This is a genomic window from Pelagibius sp. 7325 (assembly GCF_037652055.1).
Lineage (GTDB): Bacteria > Pseudomonadota > Alphaproteobacteria > Kiloniellales > Kiloniellaceae > Pelagibius.
The window spans coordinates 875,090-894,545 of record NZ_JBBKAH010000002.1 but is presented as its reverse complement, the minus strand read 5'-3'; the positions used below and the strand labels follow the sequence as shown (position 1 = coordinate 894,545).

Annotated in this window: 22 protein-coding genes; 11 read left to right on the top strand and 11 right to left on the bottom strand. The window is 65.7% G+C overall.

The window, feature by feature from the left end; translation table 11 throughout:
• Positions 1 to 4: 4 nt before the first annotated feature.
• Genes dnaQ through WDC82_RS06140 form a run of 5 tightly spaced genes read right to left on the bottom strand, consistent with a single transcriptional unit; the run spans position 5 to position 3,637 of the window.
• A complete protein-coding gene (dnaQ, locus tag WDC82_RS06160) occupies positions 5 to 685 on the bottom strand; it encodes a DNA polymerase III subunit epsilon (protein ID WP_340116376.1) in 681 nt (226 codons plus the stop codon).
• On the bottom strand, positions 685 to 1,296 hold the full coding sequence (gene coaE, locus WDC82_RS06155) for a dephospho-CoA kinase (protein WP_340116375.1): 612 nt from the start codon (positions 1,294 to 1,296) through the stop codon (positions 685 to 687). Before coaE ends, dnaQ begins: the two co-directional genes overlap by 1 nt.
• A 9-nt stretch (positions 1,297 to 1,305) precedes the next feature.
• A complete protein-coding gene (locus WDC82_RS06150; protein WP_340116374.1) occupies positions 1,306 to 2,178 on the bottom strand; it encodes a shikimate dehydrogenase in 873 nt (290 codons plus the stop codon).
• A complete protein-coding gene (locus WDC82_RS06145; RefSeq protein ID WP_340116373.1) occupies positions 2,175 to 2,816 on the bottom strand; it encodes a nucleoside triphosphate pyrophosphatase in 642 nt (213 codons plus the stop codon). Before WDC82_RS06145 ends, WDC82_RS06150 begins: the two co-directional genes overlap by 4 nt.
• Positions 2,816 to 3,637, bottom strand: coding sequence for a pyruvate, water dikinase regulatory protein (locus WDC82_RS06140; protein WP_340116372.1), 822 nt, complete (start codon positions 3,635 to 3,637; stop codon positions 2,816 to 2,818). The genes WDC82_RS06145 and WDC82_RS06140 overlap by 1 nt, the downstream gene beginning before the upstream one ends.
• A 315-nt stretch (positions 3,638 to 3,952) precedes the next feature.
• Here WDC82_RS06140 and WDC82_RS06135 point away from each other — a divergent pair, with 315 nt between their 5' ends.
• The 5 genes from WDC82_RS06135 (at position 3,953) to rho (ending at position 8,308) form a co-directional block, all read left to right on the top strand.
• Positions 3,953 to 4,192: a hypothetical protein gene (locus tag WDC82_RS06135; RefSeq protein ID WP_340116371.1), complete on the top strand. Its 240-nt coding sequence runs from the start codon at positions 3,953 to 3,955 to the stop codon at positions 4,190 to 4,192.
• Positions 4,167 to 5,231 carry a uroporphyrinogen decarboxylase gene (hemE, locus tag WDC82_RS06130; RefSeq protein ID WP_370661531.1) on the top strand — a complete coding sequence of 355 codons (1,065 nt, stop codon included), beginning with the start codon at positions 4,167 to 4,169 and terminating at the stop codon, positions 5,229 to 5,231. Before WDC82_RS06135 ends, hemE begins: the two co-directional genes overlap by 26 nt.
• A 36-nt stretch (positions 5,232 to 5,267) precedes the next feature.
• Entirely contained in the window at positions 5,268 to 6,311 is a 1,044-nt protein-coding gene (hemH, locus tag WDC82_RS06125) for a ferrochelatase (protein ID WP_340116369.1), read from the top strand.
• An 18-nt stretch (positions 6,312 to 6,329) separates the two neighbouring features.
• Positions 6,330 to 6,773 carry a protoporphyrinogen oxidase HemJ gene (gene hemJ, locus WDC82_RS06120; RefSeq protein WP_340116368.1) on the top strand — a complete coding sequence of 148 codons (444 nt, stop codon included), beginning with the start codon at positions 6,330 to 6,332 and terminating at the stop codon, positions 6,771 to 6,773.
• Between the two features lie 278 nt (positions 6,774 to 7,051).
• Positions 7,052 to 8,308, top strand: a complete 1,257-nt coding sequence (gene rho, locus WDC82_RS06115; protein WP_340116367.1) for a transcription termination factor Rho — start codon at positions 7,052 to 7,054, stop codon at positions 8,306 to 8,308.
• A gap of 118 nt (positions 8,309 to 8,426) precedes the next feature.
• Here the strand turns inward: rho and WDC82_RS06110 are convergent, their stop codons facing one another.
• The 6 genes from WDC82_RS06110 to WDC82_RS06085 all read right to left on the bottom strand — a co-directional run bounded on the left by WDC82_RS06110 (position 8,427) and on the right by WDC82_RS06085 (position 13,566).
• Complete coding sequence (locus WDC82_RS06110; protein WP_340116366.1) at positions 8,427 to 8,834, bottom strand: hypothetical protein; 408 nt, start codon at positions 8,832 to 8,834, stop codon at positions 8,427 to 8,429.
• Positions 8,835 to 8,849: 15 nt separating this feature from the next.
• Entirely contained in the window at positions 8,850 to 9,161 is a 312-nt protein-coding gene (locus WDC82_RS06105) for a DUF1330 domain-containing protein (RefSeq protein ID WP_340116365.1), read from the bottom strand.
• Positions 9,162 to 9,178: 17 nt separating this feature from the next.
• Positions 9,179 to 10,153 (bottom strand): quinone oxidoreductase, encoded by a 975-nt coding sequence (locus WDC82_RS06100; protein ID WP_340116364.1) that lies wholly within the window; start codon positions 10,151 to 10,153, stop codon positions 9,179 to 9,181.
• Entirely contained in the window at positions 10,153 to 10,848 is a 696-nt protein-coding gene (locus WDC82_RS06095; protein WP_340116363.1) for a dienelactone hydrolase family protein, read from the bottom strand. The genes WDC82_RS06100 and WDC82_RS06095 overlap by 1 nt, the downstream gene beginning before the upstream one ends.
• 109 nt (positions 10,849 to 10,957) lie before the next feature.
• Positions 10,958 to 11,449, bottom strand: coding sequence for a methylated-DNA--[protein]-cysteine S-methyltransferase (locus tag WDC82_RS06090; RefSeq protein ID WP_340116362.1), 492 nt, complete (start codon positions 11,447 to 11,449; stop codon positions 10,958 to 10,960).
• Positions 11,446 to 13,566 carry a thioredoxin domain-containing protein gene (locus tag WDC82_RS06085; RefSeq protein ID WP_340116361.1) on the bottom strand — a complete coding sequence of 707 codons (2,121 nt, stop codon included), beginning with the start codon at positions 13,564 to 13,566 and terminating at the stop codon, positions 11,446 to 11,448. Before WDC82_RS06085 ends, WDC82_RS06090 begins: the two co-directional genes overlap by 4 nt.
• A gap of 189 nt (positions 13,567 to 13,755) precedes the next feature.
• Between WDC82_RS06085 and WDC82_RS06080 the strand changes: the two genes are divergently transcribed.
• The 6 genes from WDC82_RS06080 (at position 13,756) to WDC82_RS06055 (ending at position 19,435) form a co-directional block, all read left to right on the top strand.
• Positions 13,756 to 14,007, top strand: coding sequence for a DUF6489 family protein (locus tag WDC82_RS06080; protein ID WP_340116360.1), 252 nt, complete (start codon positions 13,756 to 13,758; stop codon positions 14,005 to 14,007).
• Positions 14,008 to 14,016: 9 nt separating this feature from the next.
• On the top strand, positions 14,017 to 14,418 hold the full coding sequence (locus WDC82_RS06075; RefSeq protein ID WP_370661530.1) for a ferredoxin: 402 nt from the start codon (positions 14,017 to 14,019) through the stop codon (positions 14,416 to 14,418).
• A 49-nt stretch (positions 14,419 to 14,467) separates the two neighbouring features.
• Positions 14,468 to 15,844 carry a tRNA uridine-5-carboxymethylaminomethyl(34) synthesis GTPase MnmE gene (mnmE, locus tag WDC82_RS06070; protein ID WP_340116359.1) on the top strand — a complete coding sequence of 459 codons (1,377 nt, stop codon included), beginning with the start codon at positions 14,468 to 14,470 and terminating at the stop codon, positions 15,842 to 15,844.
• 147 nt (positions 15,845 to 15,991) lie between these two features.
• Positions 15,992 to 17,890, top strand: a complete 1,899-nt coding sequence (mnmG, locus tag WDC82_RS06065; protein ID WP_340116358.1) for a tRNA uridine-5-carboxymethylaminomethyl(34) synthesis enzyme MnmG — start codon at positions 15,992 to 15,994, stop codon at positions 17,888 to 17,890.
• Positions 17,891 to 17,939: 49 nt separating this feature from the next.
• Positions 17,940 to 18,584, top strand: a complete 645-nt coding sequence (rsmG, locus tag WDC82_RS06060) for a 16S rRNA (guanine(527)-N(7))-methyltransferase RsmG (RefSeq protein WP_340116963.1) — start codon at positions 17,940 to 17,942, stop codon at positions 18,582 to 18,584.
• A gap of 38 nt (positions 18,585 to 18,622) precedes the next feature.
• Complete coding sequence (locus WDC82_RS06055; RefSeq protein WP_340116962.1) at positions 18,623 to 19,435, top strand: ParA family protein; 813 nt, start codon at positions 18,623 to 18,625, stop codon at positions 19,433 to 19,435.
• The last annotated feature ends 21 nt before the right edge of the window (positions 19,436 to 19,456 follow it).

The following is a 19,456-nucleotide window of genomic DNA, read 5'->3' as shown; positions in this document are numbered from 1 at the left end:
GGCATCACGCCAGCCAAAGAGGGTCCGACAGCTTATCCAGCATCGCCGCGTGAGCCGCCTCTTCCGCCGGAGTGGGCGCATGCGGGCGCGGCGGCTTTACAGCCCGGTTCGCCGCCGGGGCGAGGACCGCTGCCCGCGCCCTGTTGCGCTGGCTTTCCAGCACCAGGCCAGGCTGGCGCCCGCCGCGCAGTTCCAGATAGACCTCCGCCAGCAGCTCGCAGTCCAGCAGCGCGCCGTGAAAGGTGCGTGAGGAGTTGTCGATCTCGAAGCGCCGGCAGAGCGCATCCAGGCTCACCTGGGCGCCGGGGAAGCGCTCGCGTGCCAGCATCACGGTGTCGATCGCGCGGTCCAACGCCAGGATGTCGTGCCCCGCCTGGCGAAGTTCGGCGTTGAGAAACTTCATATCGAAGGCGGCATTGTGGATCACCAGCTTGGCGTCGCCGATGAAGTCGAGAAAAGCCGGCGCGATCTGGCGGAACAGCGGCTTGTCCTTCAGGAATGTCTCGCTGAGGCCGTGGATGCGCTCGGCCTCCGGCGGCATGTCGCGCTCGGGATTGATGTATTCTCGGAAGGTGCGCCCGGTCGGCATGTGGTGCAGCAATTCCAGCCCGGCGACCTCGACGATGCGGTGACCGGCGGCGGGATCCAGGCCGGTGGTTTCCGTGTCGAGAACGATCTCGCGCATCAATGCTTCCTTTTCGCCGCGTTTTGCTGCTTCAGCAGTCTGACGATACCGACCAGCTGGCGCAAGCTATGGGCCTTGTTGAGGCCGGTTTGCACCACGAAGTCAGCGCGCCGACGTTTCTCTTCATCGGGCATCTGGCGGGCGAGGATCGCCTGGAATTTCGCCTCCGTCATGCCGTGCCGCCGCATCACCCGGGCGCGCTGGATGAAGGGCGGCGCCGAGACCACGATTACGGCGTCGCACAGTTTGTCCCCGCCAGTCTCGAACAGCAGTGGGATGTCGAGCACCGCCAGCGGGCGGCGCAGCCGGGCCTGCTGAGCGAGGAAGCGCCGTGCCTCGGCACGCACCAGGGGGTGCAGTATCCCCTCCAGCCGCTTCATGGCGGCATCGTCGTCCAGCACCTTGGCACCCAGGAGGCCGCGGTCGATCGCCCCGTCCCGCTCGACACCCGGAAAAGCTGCCGAGACGGCCGCCACCGCCGCGCCGCCGCGCTCCATCAGGCGGTGCACCGCGGCATCGGCGTCGTGGACGGGCAGGCCGAGGCGCTGCAGCGTGGCCGCCGCGGTCGACTTGCCCATGCCGATGGAGCCGGTAAGACCGATGACCAGCATGGCGCAGGCCTAACCGTCGCCGAGGACGAAGCGGCGCAAGCCTTCGCTGACCTGCGGGTCGACGCCGAACCAGGCGGCAAAGCTGGGGCGCCCCTGGTGCAGCAGCATGCCGAGGCCGTCAACGCCGGCGCAGCCTTTAGCCCGCGCGGCCGCCAGAAGGGCGGTCTCCAGCGGGCTGTAGACGAGTTCAGCAACCACCGAGTCGTTAGCAAGGGCGTCCAGCGGCAACTCGAGCGGCGGCTGACCGGTCATGCCGAGGCTGGTGGAATTCACGAGCAGGCCGGCACCGTCCAGCGCGGCCGCGCGATCTTCCCAGTCGAGCACGGTGATCGGCCCGGCGATTTCCGCCGCCAGCGTTTCGGCGCGCGCGCGGTTGCGGTTGCAGACACGCAGCTCGGTCACGCCGGTGTCGAGCAACCCCACGGCGACCGCGCGCGCCGCACCCCCCGCCCCCAGCAACAGCACCGGCGCGGCGGCATTCCAGCCCGGTGCGGACTCTTCGAGGTTCGCCATGAAGCCGAAGGCATCGGTGTTGCGGCCCTCGATGCCGCCTTCCTTGAACACCAGCAGGTTCGCCGCGCCAATACGCCGTGCGGTATCATCAACATGGTCGCAAAGCGCGAGGATCGTCTCTTTGTGCGGGATGGTGACGTTCACCCCGGCGAAGCCGGCGGCGGCGAGGCCACGCACCGCCGCCTCCAGGTTTTCGGGCGCCACCGGCAGCGGTACATAGGCGCCGTCGATACCATGTTCGGCCAGCCAGTAGCCATGCAAGCGCGGCGAGCGCGAGTGTGCCACCGGCCAGCCGACGACGCCGGCGACGCGTGCCTTTCCGCTGAGCGGCCCGGCACCGGGCGGAGAACCAGGCGGATAGGAGGTCATGAACGCAGAACCTTGTTGGCGCGCAGAAAATCGAGCAGCGGCAGCAGCGGCAGGCCGAGGATGGTGAAAAAATCTCCTTCGACCCTGGCGAAGAGTTGCGCGCCGAGGCCTTCCAGCTGATAGGCACCGACTGAGGTGGTGACCGCCGGTCCGGCTGCGGCGAGATAGTCGTCGATGAAGGCGTCGCTCAAGGCCCGCATGGTGAGGCGCGCAGAGGCGTTGTCGTGCCACATGCGGCTGCCGTTGCGCACCACGCAGACGGACGTCCACAGCGTATGGGTCTTGCCGCTGAGCGCTTTCAGCTGGGCGGCGGCGTGGTCGCGGTCGGCGGGCTTGTCGAACCAAACGTCGTTGCACGACAGCATCTGGTCGGCGCCAATGACCAAGGCGCCGGTGAACTTTGCTGATACGCGCTGAGCCTTCAACTCGGCGAGCGTCTCGGCGACCTGTGCCGGCGTTGCGCCTTCCCCCCTCAATGCCGCCTTCATCGCGTCTTCATCAACGGCAGCGGCCTGGCAGTGGACCGCCAGCCCGGCCTCCCGCAGCAGGCGGGCGCGCACCGCGCTTGCGGATGCCAGCACCACCGGCGGCGCATCGGACGCGATCAGGGTCGCCGCAGTTTCCGAAGCAAGAGTCATCAGGTCTCCGCGCCGACGTGCTTGGCGTAGTAGTTCATGATGGTAGCCGCGGTCTCCTCGATGGAGCGGCGCGTCACGTCGATCAGGGGCCAGCCATGCTCGACGCAGAATCGCCGCGCCTGCGCGATCTCCTGGCGCACCGCTTCCAGGTTCACATAATCGGTTTCCTGCTTGTCATCGGTCAGCATGCGCAGACGGTTCTGGCGCACCTGGACCAGGCTGGCCGGGTCCTTGGTCAGGCCGACGATCAGCGGGCCCCGGGCATACAGCAGCTCTTCCGGCATCGGGCAGCCCGGCACCACCGGAACATTGGCGGCTTTGATGCCGCGGTTGGCCAGGTACATGCAGGTCGGCGTCTTCGATGTGCGTGACACCCCGACCAGGATGATGTCCGCCTTGTCGATATCGCTGGTGTGCTGCCCATCATCATGGGCGAGGGCGAAGGTCATCGCGTCCATGCGGCTGAAGTACTCCGCGTCGAGCGCATGCTGCAGGCCGGGCGTGCCGGTGATCTCGACGCCGAAGTAGTTGGCGAGGGTATGGATCACCGGATCCAGGATCGGGATGCAGGGGAGACTTAGTGAGGCGCAGCAACCGGTCAGCTGATCGCGCAGATCACGATTGACCATGGTGTAGAGCACGGGTCCAGGATTAGCCTCGATGCCCTGCACCACCTTGGTCATCATGCCGCGCGTGCGCACCAGGCTCCACACGTGTTCGATGGGCTCTATGCCCCCAAACTGCACAAGGCAGGCGCGCGCCACCGAGTTGATCGTCTCGCCGGTCGCATCGGAGACGAGATGCAGATGCGGACTGCTCATCACCGATGCGCCTTGGCGTCGGCGGGCACGGCTCTTGCGCGTCGCGAGACCTGTGCATGACCGGTCACGGGCGGTGGAAAGCCGGGGACAACTCGGCCCCAGGGGTCGGTCGAAAAAAAAGCGTACACCTCAGCCTCGCATTGCTCCCGAAAGTTCCGAAACCGCGGACAGATATCGCCCACAGCCGTCTCCAACCTGGGAATGACCTTGATCCGATCGCGTTATCCCCGTTATCCCCTGACGGCAACCGCGGCGCAAGCGGCGGCAATCCGGCTAATTTCCTTCCGGCTACCCACAGGTTGCCGAAGCTCTGCGATGCTGCGGATGATTCACGGGATAGGCACGGATACAGTCGAAATCCCCAGGACTCACAGGCATCAACTACAATCACCAAAAGCTTATTTAAATTTATTAATTGAAGAAGAAGGCTTTGCTCGGCAGGACGAACAAGCCATCTTGTCGGTCCTCGATCCCTGCAGAAATGCTGCGAAGCGGGGACCAAGGGATGGCAAGGAATACCGGAAGACCGATGACTCAGGCGTCGAAAAAATCTAGCCAGCAAGCGGCCAAGAAGATGCTGCGCGCCCTTAACGGCGAGACGCTGGAAAGTCCGCCGGTGTGGCTGATGCGCCAAGCCGGGCGCTACCTGCCGGAATACCGTGAGTTGAGGAGGAAGGCGGCCGGCTTTCTCGACCTTTGCTACACGCCGGACTATGCCGTCGAGGTCACACTGCAGCCGATCCGCCGCTTTGGCTTCGACGCCGCGATTCTGTTCTCCGACATCCTGGTGGTGCCCCACGCACTGGGTCAGAAAGTCTGGTTTGAGGAAGGCGCCGGCCCGCGGCTGGATGCCCTGCAGGAGCCTGGCGACCTGGCCCGGCTGTCGCGCGCCGGCCTGCACGATACCCTGGCGCCGGTTTACGAGACGCTCAGGCGGCTCAGCCGGGAGCTGCCGCCCGAGACCACACTGATCGGTTTTGCCGGGGCGCCCTGGACGGTGGCGAGCTACATGCTGGAAGGCGGTTCCAGCAAGGATTTCGCCGCCGGCAAACGCTGGGCCTATGGTGACCCCGCCGCCATGCAGCGGTTGATCGACTTGCTGGTCGACGCGACCGGGGATTACCTGGTCGCCCAGATTGATGCCGGTGCAGAGGCGGTGCAGATCTTCGATTCCTGGGCCGGTGTGTGGCCGGAAGCGCACTTGCGGCGTTGGTGCCTGGCGCCGGCAAAGGCGCTGGTTGCGCGCGTGAAGGCTGAGCGTCCGGGCGTACCGGTCATCGTCTTTCCGCGCGGAGCCGGCTTGCTCTATGAAGTCTACGCTGATGAGTGTGGCGCCGATGCGCTGGGGCTCGACACCACTGTACCGCTGGGCTGGGCGCGCCAGGCACTGCAGCCCAAGGTCTGCTTGCAGGGCAACCTCGACCCCTTGTTGCTGGTGGCAGGGGGTACTAGTTTGCGCGAGGGCGTAGAAGAAATTCTGCGATTCCTGGCTGGCGGTCCCTTCGTTTTCAACCTGGGCCACGGCATCGTGCCGCAGACCCCGCCGGAACACGTGGCGGAGATGCTGGCGCAGATCAGGGCGTGGCGCGGTTAAGGCCGCACCGGGCGAGGCGGAGCGAGATACGAGCGTATGGCGAAAACAGCGGTGGTGCTGTTCAATCTCGGCGGGCCGGACCGGCCGGAGGCGGTGCAGCCCTTTCTCTTCAACCTGTTTTTCGATCCTGCGATCATCCGTCTGCCGCTGCCGCTGCGCTGGCTGTTGGCTAAAGTGATTTCGACCCGCCGGGCGCCGGTCGCCCAGGAGATCTACCGCGAGATGGGTGGCGGGTCGCCGCTGCTGCCGAACACCGAGGCCCAGGCGGCGGCGCTGACTGCGGCGCTCGCTGACAGGGGCATCAGCGATGCCAAGGTGTTCGTCGCGATGCGCTATTGGCATCCGCGGGCGCGGCAGACGGCGAAGGAAGTGGCCGCCTATAGGCCCGACCAAGTGATCCTGCTGCCGCTCTATCCGCAGTTTTCCACCACCACGTCGGCCTCCTCGCTGAAAGAGTGGCATCGCGAGGCAAGAGCGGCGGGTGTGACGGCGCCGAGCCGCAGCCTCTGCTGCTATCCGGAAGAGGGCGGCTTCATCGATGCGGTGGCCTCGGGGCTGCGCGAGGCGCTGCGCCAAGTCGACCACGACAAGCCGGCGCGGGTCCTGTTCTCTGCCCACGGCCTGCCGAAAAAGATCGTCGACCAGGGCGATCCCTACCAGTGGCAGGTGGAGCAGAGCGTGGCCGCGGTGGTGCGCCGCCTGGGAGAGGTAAACCTGGATTGGCAGATCTGCTACCAGAGCCGGGTCGGGCCGCTGGAGTGGATCGGTCCGGCGACCGACAGCGAGATCGAAAAGGCCGGCCGTGACGGCCGCCCCATCGTCGTGGTGCCGATCGCCTTCATCTCCGAGCACTCGGAAACCCTGGTCGAACTCGACATCGAGTATCGCGAACTGGCCGAGAAGGCCGGGGCGCCCGCCTATGTCCGGGTGCCGACCGTCGGTATCGACGCTTCGTTCATTGCAGGTCTGGCCGGGCTGGTCGCGGGTGCCCTGGCGAGCGATCGCAAGATCTGCTCGCATGCCGGCGGTCGATTCTGTCCGGCCGAATGGCGCGGCTGCCCCCAGGTTGCTGCCGAATAGCTGGAAGGCGGGAGAATTATGGCGGGATTTCTGGGCGAGGCCTACCTCTGGGTGAAAGCGCTGCACATTCTGGCGGTCATCGCCTGGATGGCGGCCTTCCTCTATCTGCCGCGCCTCTTTGTCTACCACTGCCAGGCCGAGCCGGGATCGAAGCAGTCGGAGACGTTCAAGGTCATGGAGCGCCGGCTGCTGCGCGGCATCATGAATCCCTCGATGATCGTCGCCTGGGCGGCCGGATTGGCCCTGATGATGAACATCGAGGCGTGGTCGTTCGGCTGGTTCCACGCCAAAATGACCTTTCTGCTGGTCCTCACCGCGGTGCATATGATGGCGGCGCGCTGGCGCAAGGACTTCGAGTCCGACGCCAACAGGCATTCCGAGCGATTCTACCGGATCATGAACGAGGTTCCGGCGGTGCTGATGGTCGGGATCGTCATTTTTGCGGTGGTGAAGCCGTTCTGATCGGCAATTGCGACCAGCGGCAGCCGCTTGACTTCTGGCGCCGGTTGCATTAACGGTCAGAAATCTCATCACCTTGCCGTCCGGCAAGTCGCGTTCCATATATGGTTAACGAATCGGTAACCAGCCAAGCGTAGGCTGCAGCGATAAAAACCTCTCCCGCTTCGCGGTTCAACGCCGCACCCCGGCACCCCCTTCTTCTGCTGCAGTCGCCGCTGAGCAGGGTCCGTCCCGAAAATTCTCCCCTTCCCGACGCAAAACGAGCACAGGCCTAAGCGCTCATGAACCTTCAAGAACTGAAAGCCAAGAGTCCGGCGGATTTGCTGGCCTTCGCCGAGGAATTGGAAATCGAAAACGCGAGCACCCTGCGCAAGCAGGACATGATGTTCGCGATCCTCAAGCATCTGGCGGAGAACGACCAGCCGATCTACGGCGGGGGTGTGCTGGAGATCCTGCAGGACGGCTTCGGTTTCCTGCGCTCGCCGGAGTCTAACTATCTGGCCGGTCCCGACGACATCTACGTCAGCCCCAGCCAGGTGCGCCGCTTCGGCCTCAGGACCGGCGACACCGTGGAAGGGCAGATCCGCTCACCAAAGGAGGGCGAGCGCTATTTCGCGCTGCTGAAGGTCAGCCAGATCAATTTCGATCCGCCGGAGAACTCGCGCCACCGCATCAACTTCGACAACCTGACGCCGCTCTATCCCGACGAGCGCATGAAGCTGGAAGTCGAAGACCCGACCATCAAGGACCTGACGCCCCGCGTCATCGACCTGACGGCGCCGATCGGCAAGGGGCAGCGCGCGCTGATCGTCGCGCCGCCGCGGACCGGCAAGACCATGATCCTGCAGAACATCGCGCAGTCGATCGCCAAGAACCATCCGGAGATCTTCCTCATCGTGCTGCTCATCGACGAGCGCCCGGAAGAGGTCACCGACATGGACCGCTCGGTGAAGGGCGAGGTGGTCAGCTCCACCTTCGACGAGCCGGCCCAGCGCCACGTGCAGGTCGCCGAGATGGTGATCGAAAAGGCTAAGCGCCTGGTCGAGCACAAGAAGGACGTGGTGATCCTGCTGGACTCAATCACCCGCCTCGCGCGCGCCTACAACACCGTGGTGCCCTCGTCGGGCAAGGTGCTGACCGGCGGTGTCGACGCCAACGCGCTGCAGCGCCCGAAGCGCTTTTTCGGCGCCGCGCGCAACATCGAGGAAGGCGGCTCGCTGACTATCATCGCGACGGCCCTGATCGATACCGGCAGCCGCATGGACGAAGTCATCTTCGAAGAGTTCAAGGGTACCGGTAACTCGGAAATCGTGCTCGACCGCAAGCTGGCCGACAAGCGCACCTTCCCGGCGATCGACATCGGCAAGTCCGGCACGCGTAAGGAAGAGCTGCTGGTCGACAAGGGCACGCTGTCGAAGATGTGGGTACTGCGCCGCATTCTCATGCCGATGGGTGTCACCGACTCGATCGAGTTCCTGGTCGACAAGCTGAAGCATCAGAAGACCAACCAGGACTTCTTCGACTCGATGAACCAGTAACGGCAGGTTCATCCGAACAACAAGACCCCGGAGCGGATGTCGCTCCGGGGTTTTTCGTTTATCGAGCGTGAGCTTTCTGTCGCAGGTTCGTTGTCATCCCGGGGTCGAGCCCCGGGAATCACGTACCGGCCGTGCGCCGCTTTTTCCAAATCGCGAAATTGTAGACCGCGGCGTATCCGGTCGCCGCCACCAGCGGCAGCGCGATGGTGGCGAGCAGCTCCGGCGTGCCGTTGAGGCTGTGCAGCAGGGTGAGCACGGCGCCCACGAGAGTAAAGGCGGCGAGCGGCGGCACGGCGAGGGCCGCGCGGCCGGCAAAGCGCGGCGCGATCCTTTCAATGAAGGTCTTCAGCGACAGGGTCACACAGGCTGAAATCGTGCCCTGCAGTGCTGCGGCGGTGACAGCTGCGTCGAAGGCATGACCGCGGTTGGCGAAGAACGCCCAGCTTCCCATCACCAGAAACGCGCCGGTGAGGTGCGCCAAGAGGCTGTGCGCGAGCGCGTGGATGTGGCGGGAAGCCGGGTTCATCCTGATGCTGTGCGGTCAGCTCTCGCCGGGCTGCGGGCCGTCATAGCCCTCGACGATCACCAGGTCTGACTCCGCGGCGGCGCGCCGCAACTCGATCGCGGCCTGGTAGCCCGGCGCGTTGTAGCAGGCGAGTGCCGCCTCGTAGCTGGGGAACTCGATCACCACGTTGCGGCTGCGCGACGTACCCTCCGGGTTTTCGAACTGCCCCGCGCGGACCAGGAAGCGGGCGCCGAACTGAGCGAAGGGCTCGGCATTTGCGGCAACGTATTTCTTGTACGCCTCGGCATCGCTTACGTCGACGCGGGCGACCCAATAGCCCTTGGCCATAATGATTCCTTTCCGCGCTACGGCAACAACACCGTTGAGCCAGTGGTCTTGCGCGCCTCGAGGTCGCGATGCGCCTGTGCCGTCTCGCTCAGTGGATAGGTCTGGTTCACCTCGATCTTTACCTTTCCGGAGGTCACCATGGCGAAGAGCGCGGCGGCGCAGGTTTCCAGTTCCTCACGCTCCTTGTTGTAGACCATGAGGCTGGGGCGCGTGAGATAGAGGCAGCCCTTCTTGTTCAAGACGTTCGGATCGATCGACGGCGCGGGTCCGGAGGCGGCGCCGAACAGCACCATCATGCCGCGCGGTTGAAGGCAATCGAGCGAGCCGTCGAAGGTGTCCTTGCCGACGGAGTCATAGACGACCGGCACGCCCTTGCCGTCGGTGAGCTCCTTCACCCGCTCGACGAAGTTTTCTTTGCGGTAGTTGATGGTGTGGTGGCAGCCGTGCGCCTTTGCCATCTCGGCTTTTTCTTCCGAGCCCACGGTGCCGATCACCGTGGCGCCGATGGCGTTCAGCCACTGGCAGGCGATCAGGCCGACGCCCCCGGCGGCGGCGTGGAACAGCACGGTGTCGCCCTGCTGCACTTTGAATGTCCGACGGACGAGGTATTCGACCGTCATGCCCTGCAGCATCATCGCCGCGGCGGTCTGGTCGTCGATCGCATCCGGCAGCTTCACCAGGCGGTGCCACGGCATGACCCGCGCCTCGGCATAGGCGCCGGGAGGCATGTCGGCGTAGGCAACGCGGTCGCCTGGCTTGAAGGCGGAGACGCCTTCGCCAACCGCTTCGACGACGCCCATGCCTTCCATACCGATGGTTGCCGGATAGTGCAGCGGGTAGACGCCCATGCGGTGGTAGACGTCGATGTAGTTGAGGCCGCAGGCCTTCTGCTGCAGCAGGACTTCGCCGGAGCCGGGTGCCGGCACCTCGATGTCTTCGTACTTCAGAACTTCCGGGCCGCCGGGTTCATGAATGCGGATTGCCTTGACCATCAGGCGAGGTGCTCCTTGAAGAATGAAACCGTGCGGTCGTTGGCCAGCTTGGCCGCCGCCGCGTCGTAGTGTTCGCCGCCCTGCCGCGCGAAGGCATGATCTCTGCCTTCATAGAGGTGGATCTTCACGTTCCCGTTGGCGGCGAGGGCCTTCGTCACCGTGGCGATCTCCTCGGCCGAGGAGAACTTGTCCTTCTCGGCGATGTGCAGCATGAGAGGCTTGGTGATGGCCTTCGCTTCGCCCATCAGATCGCCGAGGCCGACGCCGTAATAGCCGACGTTGGCATCGGAGTCCGAGCGCGTCGCCATCAGGAAGGCGAGCTTGCCGCCCAGGCAGTAGCCGACGGCACCGGCCTTGCCGTTGCACAGTTCGTGCGCCCGCAGCTCCGCCAGCGTGGTCTTCATGTCCTCGATGCCCTTGTCGATGTCGAACAGGCCGAAGAGTTCGAAGGCGCGCTTCCACTCAGCGTCGGTCTTATCGGTGATCTGGATGCCCGGCTCGATGCGCCAGAAGAGATCGGGGCAGACGGCGACGAAGCCTTTGGCCGCCAGCCAGTCGCAGGTCTCGCGCATGACCTGGTTCACACCGAAGATTTCCTGGGCGACGACGATGCCGGGTGCCGGGGTGACTTCGGGCAATGCCGCGTAGACCGAAAAACTGCCGTCCTTGCCGTCGATGGTGATGACTTCACCCATGAGCCTTCCCCTATTTAATTGCACGAATGTGGGCGGCCAGGGGCCGTCGAGACGATTGTTGGCGCAACCTTATCCGAAACACCGCCGCCGCGCAGCCGGCTTGGAGATTCTAGAACAGCGGCAGCGCATGCTGCACCGGCCAGGCGCCCTCCAGAGTCAGCAGGGCGGCCTTGGTCTCCGCTCCGCGGCCGCCGGAAAAGCCGCCGAGCTGGCGGTCGGCGGCCAGCACCCTGTGGCAGGGAATGAAAATCGGGATCGGGTTCGCGCCGCAGGCGGTGCCGACGGCGCGCGCGATGCCGCCCGTTGCCTTGGCGAGGTCGCCGTAGGACTTGGTCTGGCCATAGGGGATCGCCAGCATTTCGCGCCACACGGCACGATGGAATTCCGTTCCGTGAGGCGACAGCGGGAGGTCGAACTGGCGGCGCGTTCCGGCGAAATAGTCGCACAATTGCTGCGCAGCATTTTGCAGCAAAGGACTGTCGTCGGAGCCGCCGCCGTCAGACCCGCCGCTGGCCCAGCGCACCGCGACGATCGCGCCTTCCTCGGCCGCGATGGTGACCGGCCCGGTCGGCGTGTCGACGGTGAGGCGCTGGCGTGTCATGCGGTTGCCTTGCCGGCGGCCAGAGCCTCGGCGAGAGCGTCCGGACCGGTGATCGGCAAGGAGCAGGCGGGTCCGTGGCAGACGTAGGCCGTGGCCCGGGCTGCATTGTCAGGACCGACAGCCTGGCCCTTGCCGGCGGCTGGATGGCCGGCGGGCAGCGCTTCGCCCGGGGCGATGACTTGGAGCACCCGGTTGGGCAGGCAGGTCTTGGTCACCGCGGCGAGCAGGGCGTCGGTTGCCGCATCGCCGCGCCGGCCGACGATGACCACCTGGGTCGCGCTCGCCAGCAGTTCGGCGCTGTTGAGGAAGCTCGCCAGCGGAAAGACGTTGCGGGTGAGTTCGCCGGAAAAGGCGTTGGTCAGCGCGTCGGCGCGCTCGCGATAGGCGGGCTTGCCGGTCAGGTAGAATAGGCGCGCCAGAACGCCGAGGACCGTGCCGTTGCCGGCGGGAACTGCGCTGTCATAGGCCGTCTTTGTGCGCAGGATGAGGTCGGGTGTATCGTCGGCGGTGAGGAAGTAACCGCCGTTCTCGGCGTCCCAGTAGTGCCGGTCCAACACTTCCACCCAGGCTTCGGCCTGCGTCAGATAGTCTGCTTCGCCGGTTGCTTCGTGGAGGGCGAGCGCAGCCGCGGCCATGTTGGCATAGTCGTCGAGTGTCGCCGGGTGCTTCAGGGTGCCGTGGCGCCAACTGTGGTGGAGCCGGCCGTCACGCTGCATGGTGTCACGGACGAAAGCGAAGGCGGTCTCGGCGGCCGTCAGCCAGTCGCTTTCGCCGAACACCGGCGCCGCCTCGGCGAGGGCGGCGATCATCAGGCCGTTCCAGTCCGCCAGGACCTTGTCGTCCCAGCCGGGGCGGATCCGCCTTGCCCGCGCCGACAGCAGGATTTCTCGGCAAGCAGCGAGCCGGGCCTCGGTCTCGGCGTCGGCCAGTTGCGGCTCGGCCGAGCGATTGAGGATCGTCTTGCCTTCCCAGTTACCGTGCGGCGTGACGTCGTAGTGCGCCTTGAAGAGGGCGGCTTCTTCGCTGAGCAGTTCGTCGATTTCGCCTTCGGACCAGACGTAGAACTTGCCTTCCTCGCCCTCGCTGTCGGCATCGAGGGTGGCGGCGAAAGCGCCGGAGGGGCTGGTTCCGCTGCCGTCGGCGTCGGCGATCATTTCGCGCTGGACCCAGGCCACGGTCTCTCGGGCGCGCTGCTGATAGAGCGGGTTGCCGGTGTCCTGCCACAGCCAGGTCAGCAGCTCCAGCAGCTGGGCGTTGTCGTAGAGCATCTTCTCGAAGTGGGGCACCAGCCAGCGCGAGTCGGTGGCATAGCGGGCAAAGCCACCGCCGAGGTGGTCGTAGATGCCACCCTGGGCCATCCTGGTCATGGTCAACTCGACGGCATGGCGCAGGTCGGGATCGCCATGACGTTTCCAGGCGCGCCAGAACAGCTTCAAGATCGCCGGCTGGGGAAACTTCGGCGCGCTGCCGATGCCGCCGTCGACGGGGTCGATCTCGCTGACGAGGCGTCGGGCGACCTCGTCGAGAGCGCTGACGGGGATGTCGCCGCCGCTGAGATTTTCCGACAGGCGGCCGAGGGCATCTTTCAGTGCCGTGGTGTTCTTCTCGATGCGGCCCTTGTCTTTGGCGTAGATTTCCGCCACCGCGTGCAGCACCTGGGGAAAGCCGGGGCGGCCGTAGCGCGGTGCCGGCGGGAAGTAGGTGCCGCCCCAGAACGGCTCTGCGTCCGGTGTGAGGAACATGGTCAGCGGCCAACCCCCGTGCTCGCCAAGCAGGGCGAGGGCGGCCTGATAAATGCTGTCGACGTCCGGGCGCTCCTCGCGGTCCACCTTGATGTTGATGAAGAGGGCGTTCATCAGCCCGGCGATTTCGGGGTTCTCGAAGCACTCGTGCGCCATCACGTGGCACCAATGGCAGGCGGCGTAACCGACCGACAGCAGGATCGGCTTGTCGGCGGCGCGCGCCGCGGCGAAGGCAGCTTCGCTCCAGGCCTGCCAGTGCACCGGATTGTCACGGTGCTGCAGCAGATAGGGGCTGGTCTCAGCGCCCAGACGGTTGCCGGCCGCTGTCGCGGTATCGTCGGCTGCGGTTGGTCTGCACGGCGTGGCTCCGGACATGAACGGTGGTTCCTTCGGTCGACTCGCGCGAGGCTTGGTGCCCATGGGATTGCGGCGCCCGCTTGCTGACATGTAGTCTCAGAATTCCTATATGGGCCGTAGGCGTTTGTCGGCTCAACCATAAATGCCGAATGGGTTTACAGCGGCGGTGTGCCGGTGTTGGCGGCGCCCCTCAGGAAGGTAGCGGCTATGAAGATCCACGTAGATATAGAGTGCACGCCTGAGGAGGCGCGCGCCTTCCTGGGTTTGCCCGACGTCGGCCCCATGCAGGAAGCGCTGATGGCTGAACTGCAGAAACGCATGATGGCGAACTTGCAGGCGATGGAGCCCGAGCAGCTGTTCAAGACCTGGCTGCCGGCGGGCTTGCAGGGTTGGGAGCAGCTGCAGAAGGCTTTCTGGACCCAGATGGGGAGTGGATCGGGCGAAAAGAAGGAAGGATAACAGCACGTTATGACGGAGAGCCTGGAACGGGAAGCGCCTGCCGGCGCGGGCGAGACCGATACCGGTGGTGATCTGGCGCCTTATTTCCGCTGCCACGTCTTCTGTTGCATGAACGAGCGGCCGCCGGGCCACGAGCGCGGCTGCTGCAAGGAAAAGGGCGCCATTCGCCTGCGCAACTATTTGAAGGCGCGTGCCAAGGAACTGGGCCTTGAGGGCCTGCGCATCAACCAGTCCGGCTGCCTCGACCGCTGCGAGCTGGGGCCGGTGATGGTGATCTACCCGGAAGGCATCTGGTACCATTACCGCAGCATCGAGGATGCCGAGGAGATCCTGCAGACCCACCTGGTGAAGGGAAAGCGGGTCGAGCGCCTGATGCTGCATCCCGACGACACCTCGCCGCCCGGCGAATGAGCCGCTGCGGGCGGTGACGGACGGCAGCCGAGACCCAGCACCCGAGACGATGACCCAGGACACCATCTTTGCGCCCTCGACGGCTCCCGGCCGCGCGGGCGTTGCCGTGGTGCGCATTTCCGGGCCGGACGCTGGTGCCGCCCTCGCCGCGATTGGCGGTAACAGGATACCCCCAGCGCGGGTTGCGACGCTGCGCGTCATTGCCGATCCGGCTGACGGGCGTGCCATCGACCGCGGCCTTTTGCTGTGGTTTCCCGCTCCGGCCAGCTTCACCGGAGAGGATGTTGGCGAGCTGCATCTGCATGGCGGACGGGCTGTGGTCGGGGCGGTGCTGGACGCGCTTGCCAGGGTGCCGGGCCTGCGCCCCGCTGAGGCCGGCGAGTTCACCCGGCGCGCCTTCGACAATGGCAAGCTGGACTTGAGCGCTGTCGAGGGCCTGGCCGATCTCATCGACGCCGAAACCGAGGCGCAGCGGCGCCAGGCCCTGCGTCAGATGGAAGGCGGGCTGGCGCGCCTCACCGGCAGCTGGGCGGCGCGTCTCACCCGGGTGCTGGCGCACGCGGAGGCGGCCATTGACTTCGTCGAGGAGGAGTTGCCTGCTGATCTGCAAGACGTGGCCCTTGCCGAGGTGATTGAGATATCGGCGGAGATCGGCAGAGCCTTGCAGGACGGCCATCGGGGCGAGCGGCTGCGCGAGGGTCTGTCGGTGGTCATCCTTGGGGCACCCAACGTCGGCAAATCGTCGCTGCTGAATGCTCTGGCGCGGCGCGAAGCGGCCATCGTGTCGGAGGCAGCCGGCACCACCCGCGATGTGGTCGAGGTGCATCTCGATCTCGGCGGCTATCCGGTCATCCTGGCGGACACCGCAGGCCTGCGGGAGATCGCCGACGATGAGAAAGGGCAGGCGGCGGTGGAGCGCGAGGGTATCGCCAGGGCGCGAGAGCGCGCCGCGCGTGCCGACGTGCAGGTGCTGATGGCCGACCTCACGGTGGTGCTGAGGGACGACTCGCAGCTCGACGCCGTGCGGGCCCTGTTCGATCATCGCTCCCTCTTGATCCTCAACAAGGCCGATGGTTGCGACAGTGCGGCGGTGACGCGCCTCTGCGAAGAACTGCAGGACTGTGCCCCGCTGGTTATTTCGGCCAGGGAAGGAACGGGGCTGGACCGGGTGCTGGCGCGGTTGGTAGAGCGGGCGGAGCACAGCTTCGGCGGCGCCGAGGAGGGCGCCGGGATCACCAGGCTGCGCCACCGCCGCGCCCTTGAGGCGTGCCGCGAGGCGTTGGAGCGGGCGCGGGTCGCGCCGTTGCCGGAGCTTGCCGCGGAGGAGTTGCGTCTGGCGGTGAGGGCGCTGGGCCGGATCACCGGAAAGGTGGATGTCGAGCATCTACTAGATATTGTGTTCGCTGAGTTCTGTATTGGCAAATGATGGGTATCGAGGCGTGTTTCACGTGAAACATGGTGAACCGGGCTTAACGATCCAGAGACGGCGGCCCGCGTTGCGGTCTTGATTGCTGCAGAAGGCTTGCTATAACCCGCCGCAGTTTGCACGGCCTTGGGCGCAAAAGGTGCCAAAATGGCTGAGACCAACAGCTTCGATGTCATTGTTGTAGGGGGCGGTCACGCCGGCTGCGAAGCCGCCGCGGCGGCAGCGCGCCTCGGCGCGCGCACGGCATTGGTCACGCATCGCCGCGACAGCATCGGCGTCATGTCGTGCAACCCTGCGATCGGCGGCCTCGGCAAAGGTCACTTGGTGCGGGAGATCGATGCCCTCGATGGCCTGATGGGCCGGGCTGCCGATGCTGGCGGCATCCAGTTCAGGGTGCTGAACGCCAGCAAGGGGCCGGCGGTGCGTGGTCCCCGCGCCCAGGCGGATCGCAAGCTCTACCGGCAGGCCGTGCAGGCGCTGCTGGCTGAACAGAACAACCTCACCATCATTGAGGCGGCCGTCGAAGATCTCATCATCGACGCGGCGGGTCGCTGCTGCGGTGTGCTCGCCGCCGACGGGGCGGCGCTGCGTGCCGGTGCTGTCGTGCTCACCACCGGTACTTTTCTGCGCGGCCTCATTCATATCGGCGAAAAGCGCATTCCCGCCGGCCGGGTCGGCGAGGCGCCCGCGACCGGGCTCTCGGCGACCTTGGAGCGCGCCGGCTTCGCGCTTGGGCGCCTGAAGACCGGAACGCCGCCGCGCCTGGACGGCCGCACCATCGAGTATGGCGGATTGCAGGCGCAACCCGGCGATATGCCGCCGGAGCCCTTCTCCAGCCTGACGGCGATCACCCAGCCGCAGATTGCCTGCCACATCACCCATACGACGGCGGCGGGCCACGCGCTGATCCGAGAGAACCTCCATCGGGCGCCGCTTTATTCCGGCCAGATCGAATCGACGGGGCCGCGTTACTGCCCCTCGATCGAGGACAAGGTGGTGCGCTTCGCCGAGCGCGGGCAGCACCAGATTTTTCTGGAGCCCGAAGGCCTAGACGATCCGACCGTCTATCCGAACGGCATCTCCACCTCGCTGCCAGAGGATGTACAGGCTGCCTTGCTGAAGACCATTCCTGGCCTGGAACAGGCGCGGATGCTGCAGCCGGGCTACGCCATCGAGTACGATTACGTCGATCCGCGCGAGCTCACTGTGGGCCTGGAAACGCGCCGCATGCCGGGCCTGTTCCTCGCCGGACAGATCAACGGAACGACCGGCTACGAAGAAGCGGCCGCCCAAGGCCTTATCGCCGGGCTGAATGCCGCCCTGAGGGCAGGCGGCGGCGCCGACCCTTTCACCCTAGACCGTTCCGAAGCCTATATCGGTGTGCTCATCGACGACCTGGTGACTCGGGGCGTCAGCGAACCCTACCGCATGTTCACCAGCCGGGCGGAGTACCGGCTACGCCTCCGGGCCGATAACGCGGACCAGCGCCTGACGGGCCGCGGGCTCGCTCTGGGCTGCGTCGGAGCCGTCCGGCGCCGGACGTTCGAGACGAAAATGGCGGCTCTGGACGCCGGCCGTCGTTTGTTGGACTCGTTGACGGCGACGCCAAACGAACTGGCGGGGGCGGGCGCGGCAATCAATCAGGATGGAGTGAGGCGCAGCGCCTTTGCCCTGCTGCGCTATCCGGAGCTGACTTTGGATCGGCTCGGGGCGATCTGGCCGCAACTGAAAAGCCTAGATCCGGCGGTCTCTCGGCAGCTGGAGATCGAGGGCCGCTACCAGGGCTACATGGAGCGGCAGGAGGCCGATATCCGCGCCTTCCGCAAGGACGAGGCCCTTGCGCTGCCGACGGACCTGAACTACGCCGCGGTCGGCGGGCTCTCTACGGAGATCAGGGAGCTGTTAACCATAAGCCGCCCCGCCACCCTCGGCGCCGCGTCGCGCATTCCCGGGGTAACCCCCGCGGCGGTCATGGCCCTTCTGCGCCACGTCCGCAAACGGGACAGGGCTCCCCAGGCGGCCGGCACGCACGGCTCCGCGGCCTGAGCCCGGCATGTCTTCCAAAGGAGGAGCGGGGGCGGGGGCGCCGGCATCGCTGTCGCCGGAAGGCTTTCAGGCTCGGCTGGCTGTTTCACGTGAAACACTGGATAAGTTTCGCACTTATGCGGCGCTTCTGACGAAGTGGAACCGGGCGATTAACCTGGTGAGCCCGAGCTCGCTGGAAGATCTTTGGCGCCGTCACTTTCTCGACTCGGCGCAATTGCGTGGCTATCTCCCTGAAACGTCGGATCCGTCGGAGCGGGTAATCCTCGACATCGGCTCCGGGGCCGGCTTCCCCGGCCTGGTGCTGGCATTGTTGGGCTGTGGTCAGGTGCATCTGGTCGAGTCCGACCAGCGCAAGGCGGAGTTCCTGCGTGAGGCGGTGCGGGTCACCGGTGCCTCCGCCATCGTGCACGCTCAGCGCCTCGAAAGTCTCGATCCGCCGCAGCCGGATGTGGTCACCTGCCGGGCCTTTGCCTCCCTCACCAAGATTCTCGACCTCACCGAACGCTTCCTCCGGCCTCAAAACACGAAAAAAGAGAGCGTTGGGCTGTTTCTGAAGGGCCGCAGCGTCGATGAAGAATTGACCGAGGCGGGGAAAAAGTGGAGACTGCGGCTAGATCGCTTTGAGAGCGAGACGGACCCCCATGCCTCGATCTTGCGTCTCAGACTTCTATCTCTTGGGGATGGAGCGTCTTGAATCTACAACATATTGAAGTGGCGCCGGAGCGCGGGACGATCCCGCCGGCTCCGATCGTGACCCGAGTCCTCGCTGTCGCCAATCAGAAGGGCGGCGTCGGCAAGACCACCACCACGGTGAATCTGGCGACGGCTTTGGCCGCCTGCGGCAAGCAGGTGCTCATCGTCGACATGGATCCGCAGGGCAATGCCAGCACCGGACTGGGTGTCGCCGCGAAGGCGCGTGACCATAGCATTTACCAGGTGCTGCTGGATGGCATGCCGCTGAAGGAGGCGGTCAGCCGCACGCTGGTGCCGGGCATGGACATTATTCCCTCCGGCGTGGATCTTTCCGGTGCCGAGCTGGAACTGATCGACGTGGCCCGCCGCGAATACCGCCTGCGCGATGCCATGGAGGCGATCCGCGGCACCTACGATTTCGTGCTGATCGACTGCCCGCCGGCGCTGGGCCTCCTGACCCTCAATGCCCTGGTGGCGGCCAACGCTGTGCTGGTGCCGTTGCAGGCGGAGTTCTACGCCTTGGAAGGCCTCAGCCACCTGATGCGAACCATCGACAGGGTGCGCCGCGGCCTCAACGAGGGGCTGTCGCTGCAGGGCGTCGTGCTGACGATGTTCGACCGGCGCAACAATCTCTGTGAGATGGTGGCGGCCGACGTGCGCGAGTACCTGGGCGACAGGGTCTACAAGACCATGATCCCGCGCAATGTGCGGGTCTCGGAAGCGCCCTCGCACGGCAAGCCGGTTCTGCTCTATGATGTGCGCTGTGCGGGCGCCCAGGCCTATATCCGCCTGGCGCGCGAGATCCTGCAGCGCGAGCAGAGCCTGCCCGGCCAGGCGGCCTTGGCCTCCTGATGTGCAGGCTTGGCCGGAAAT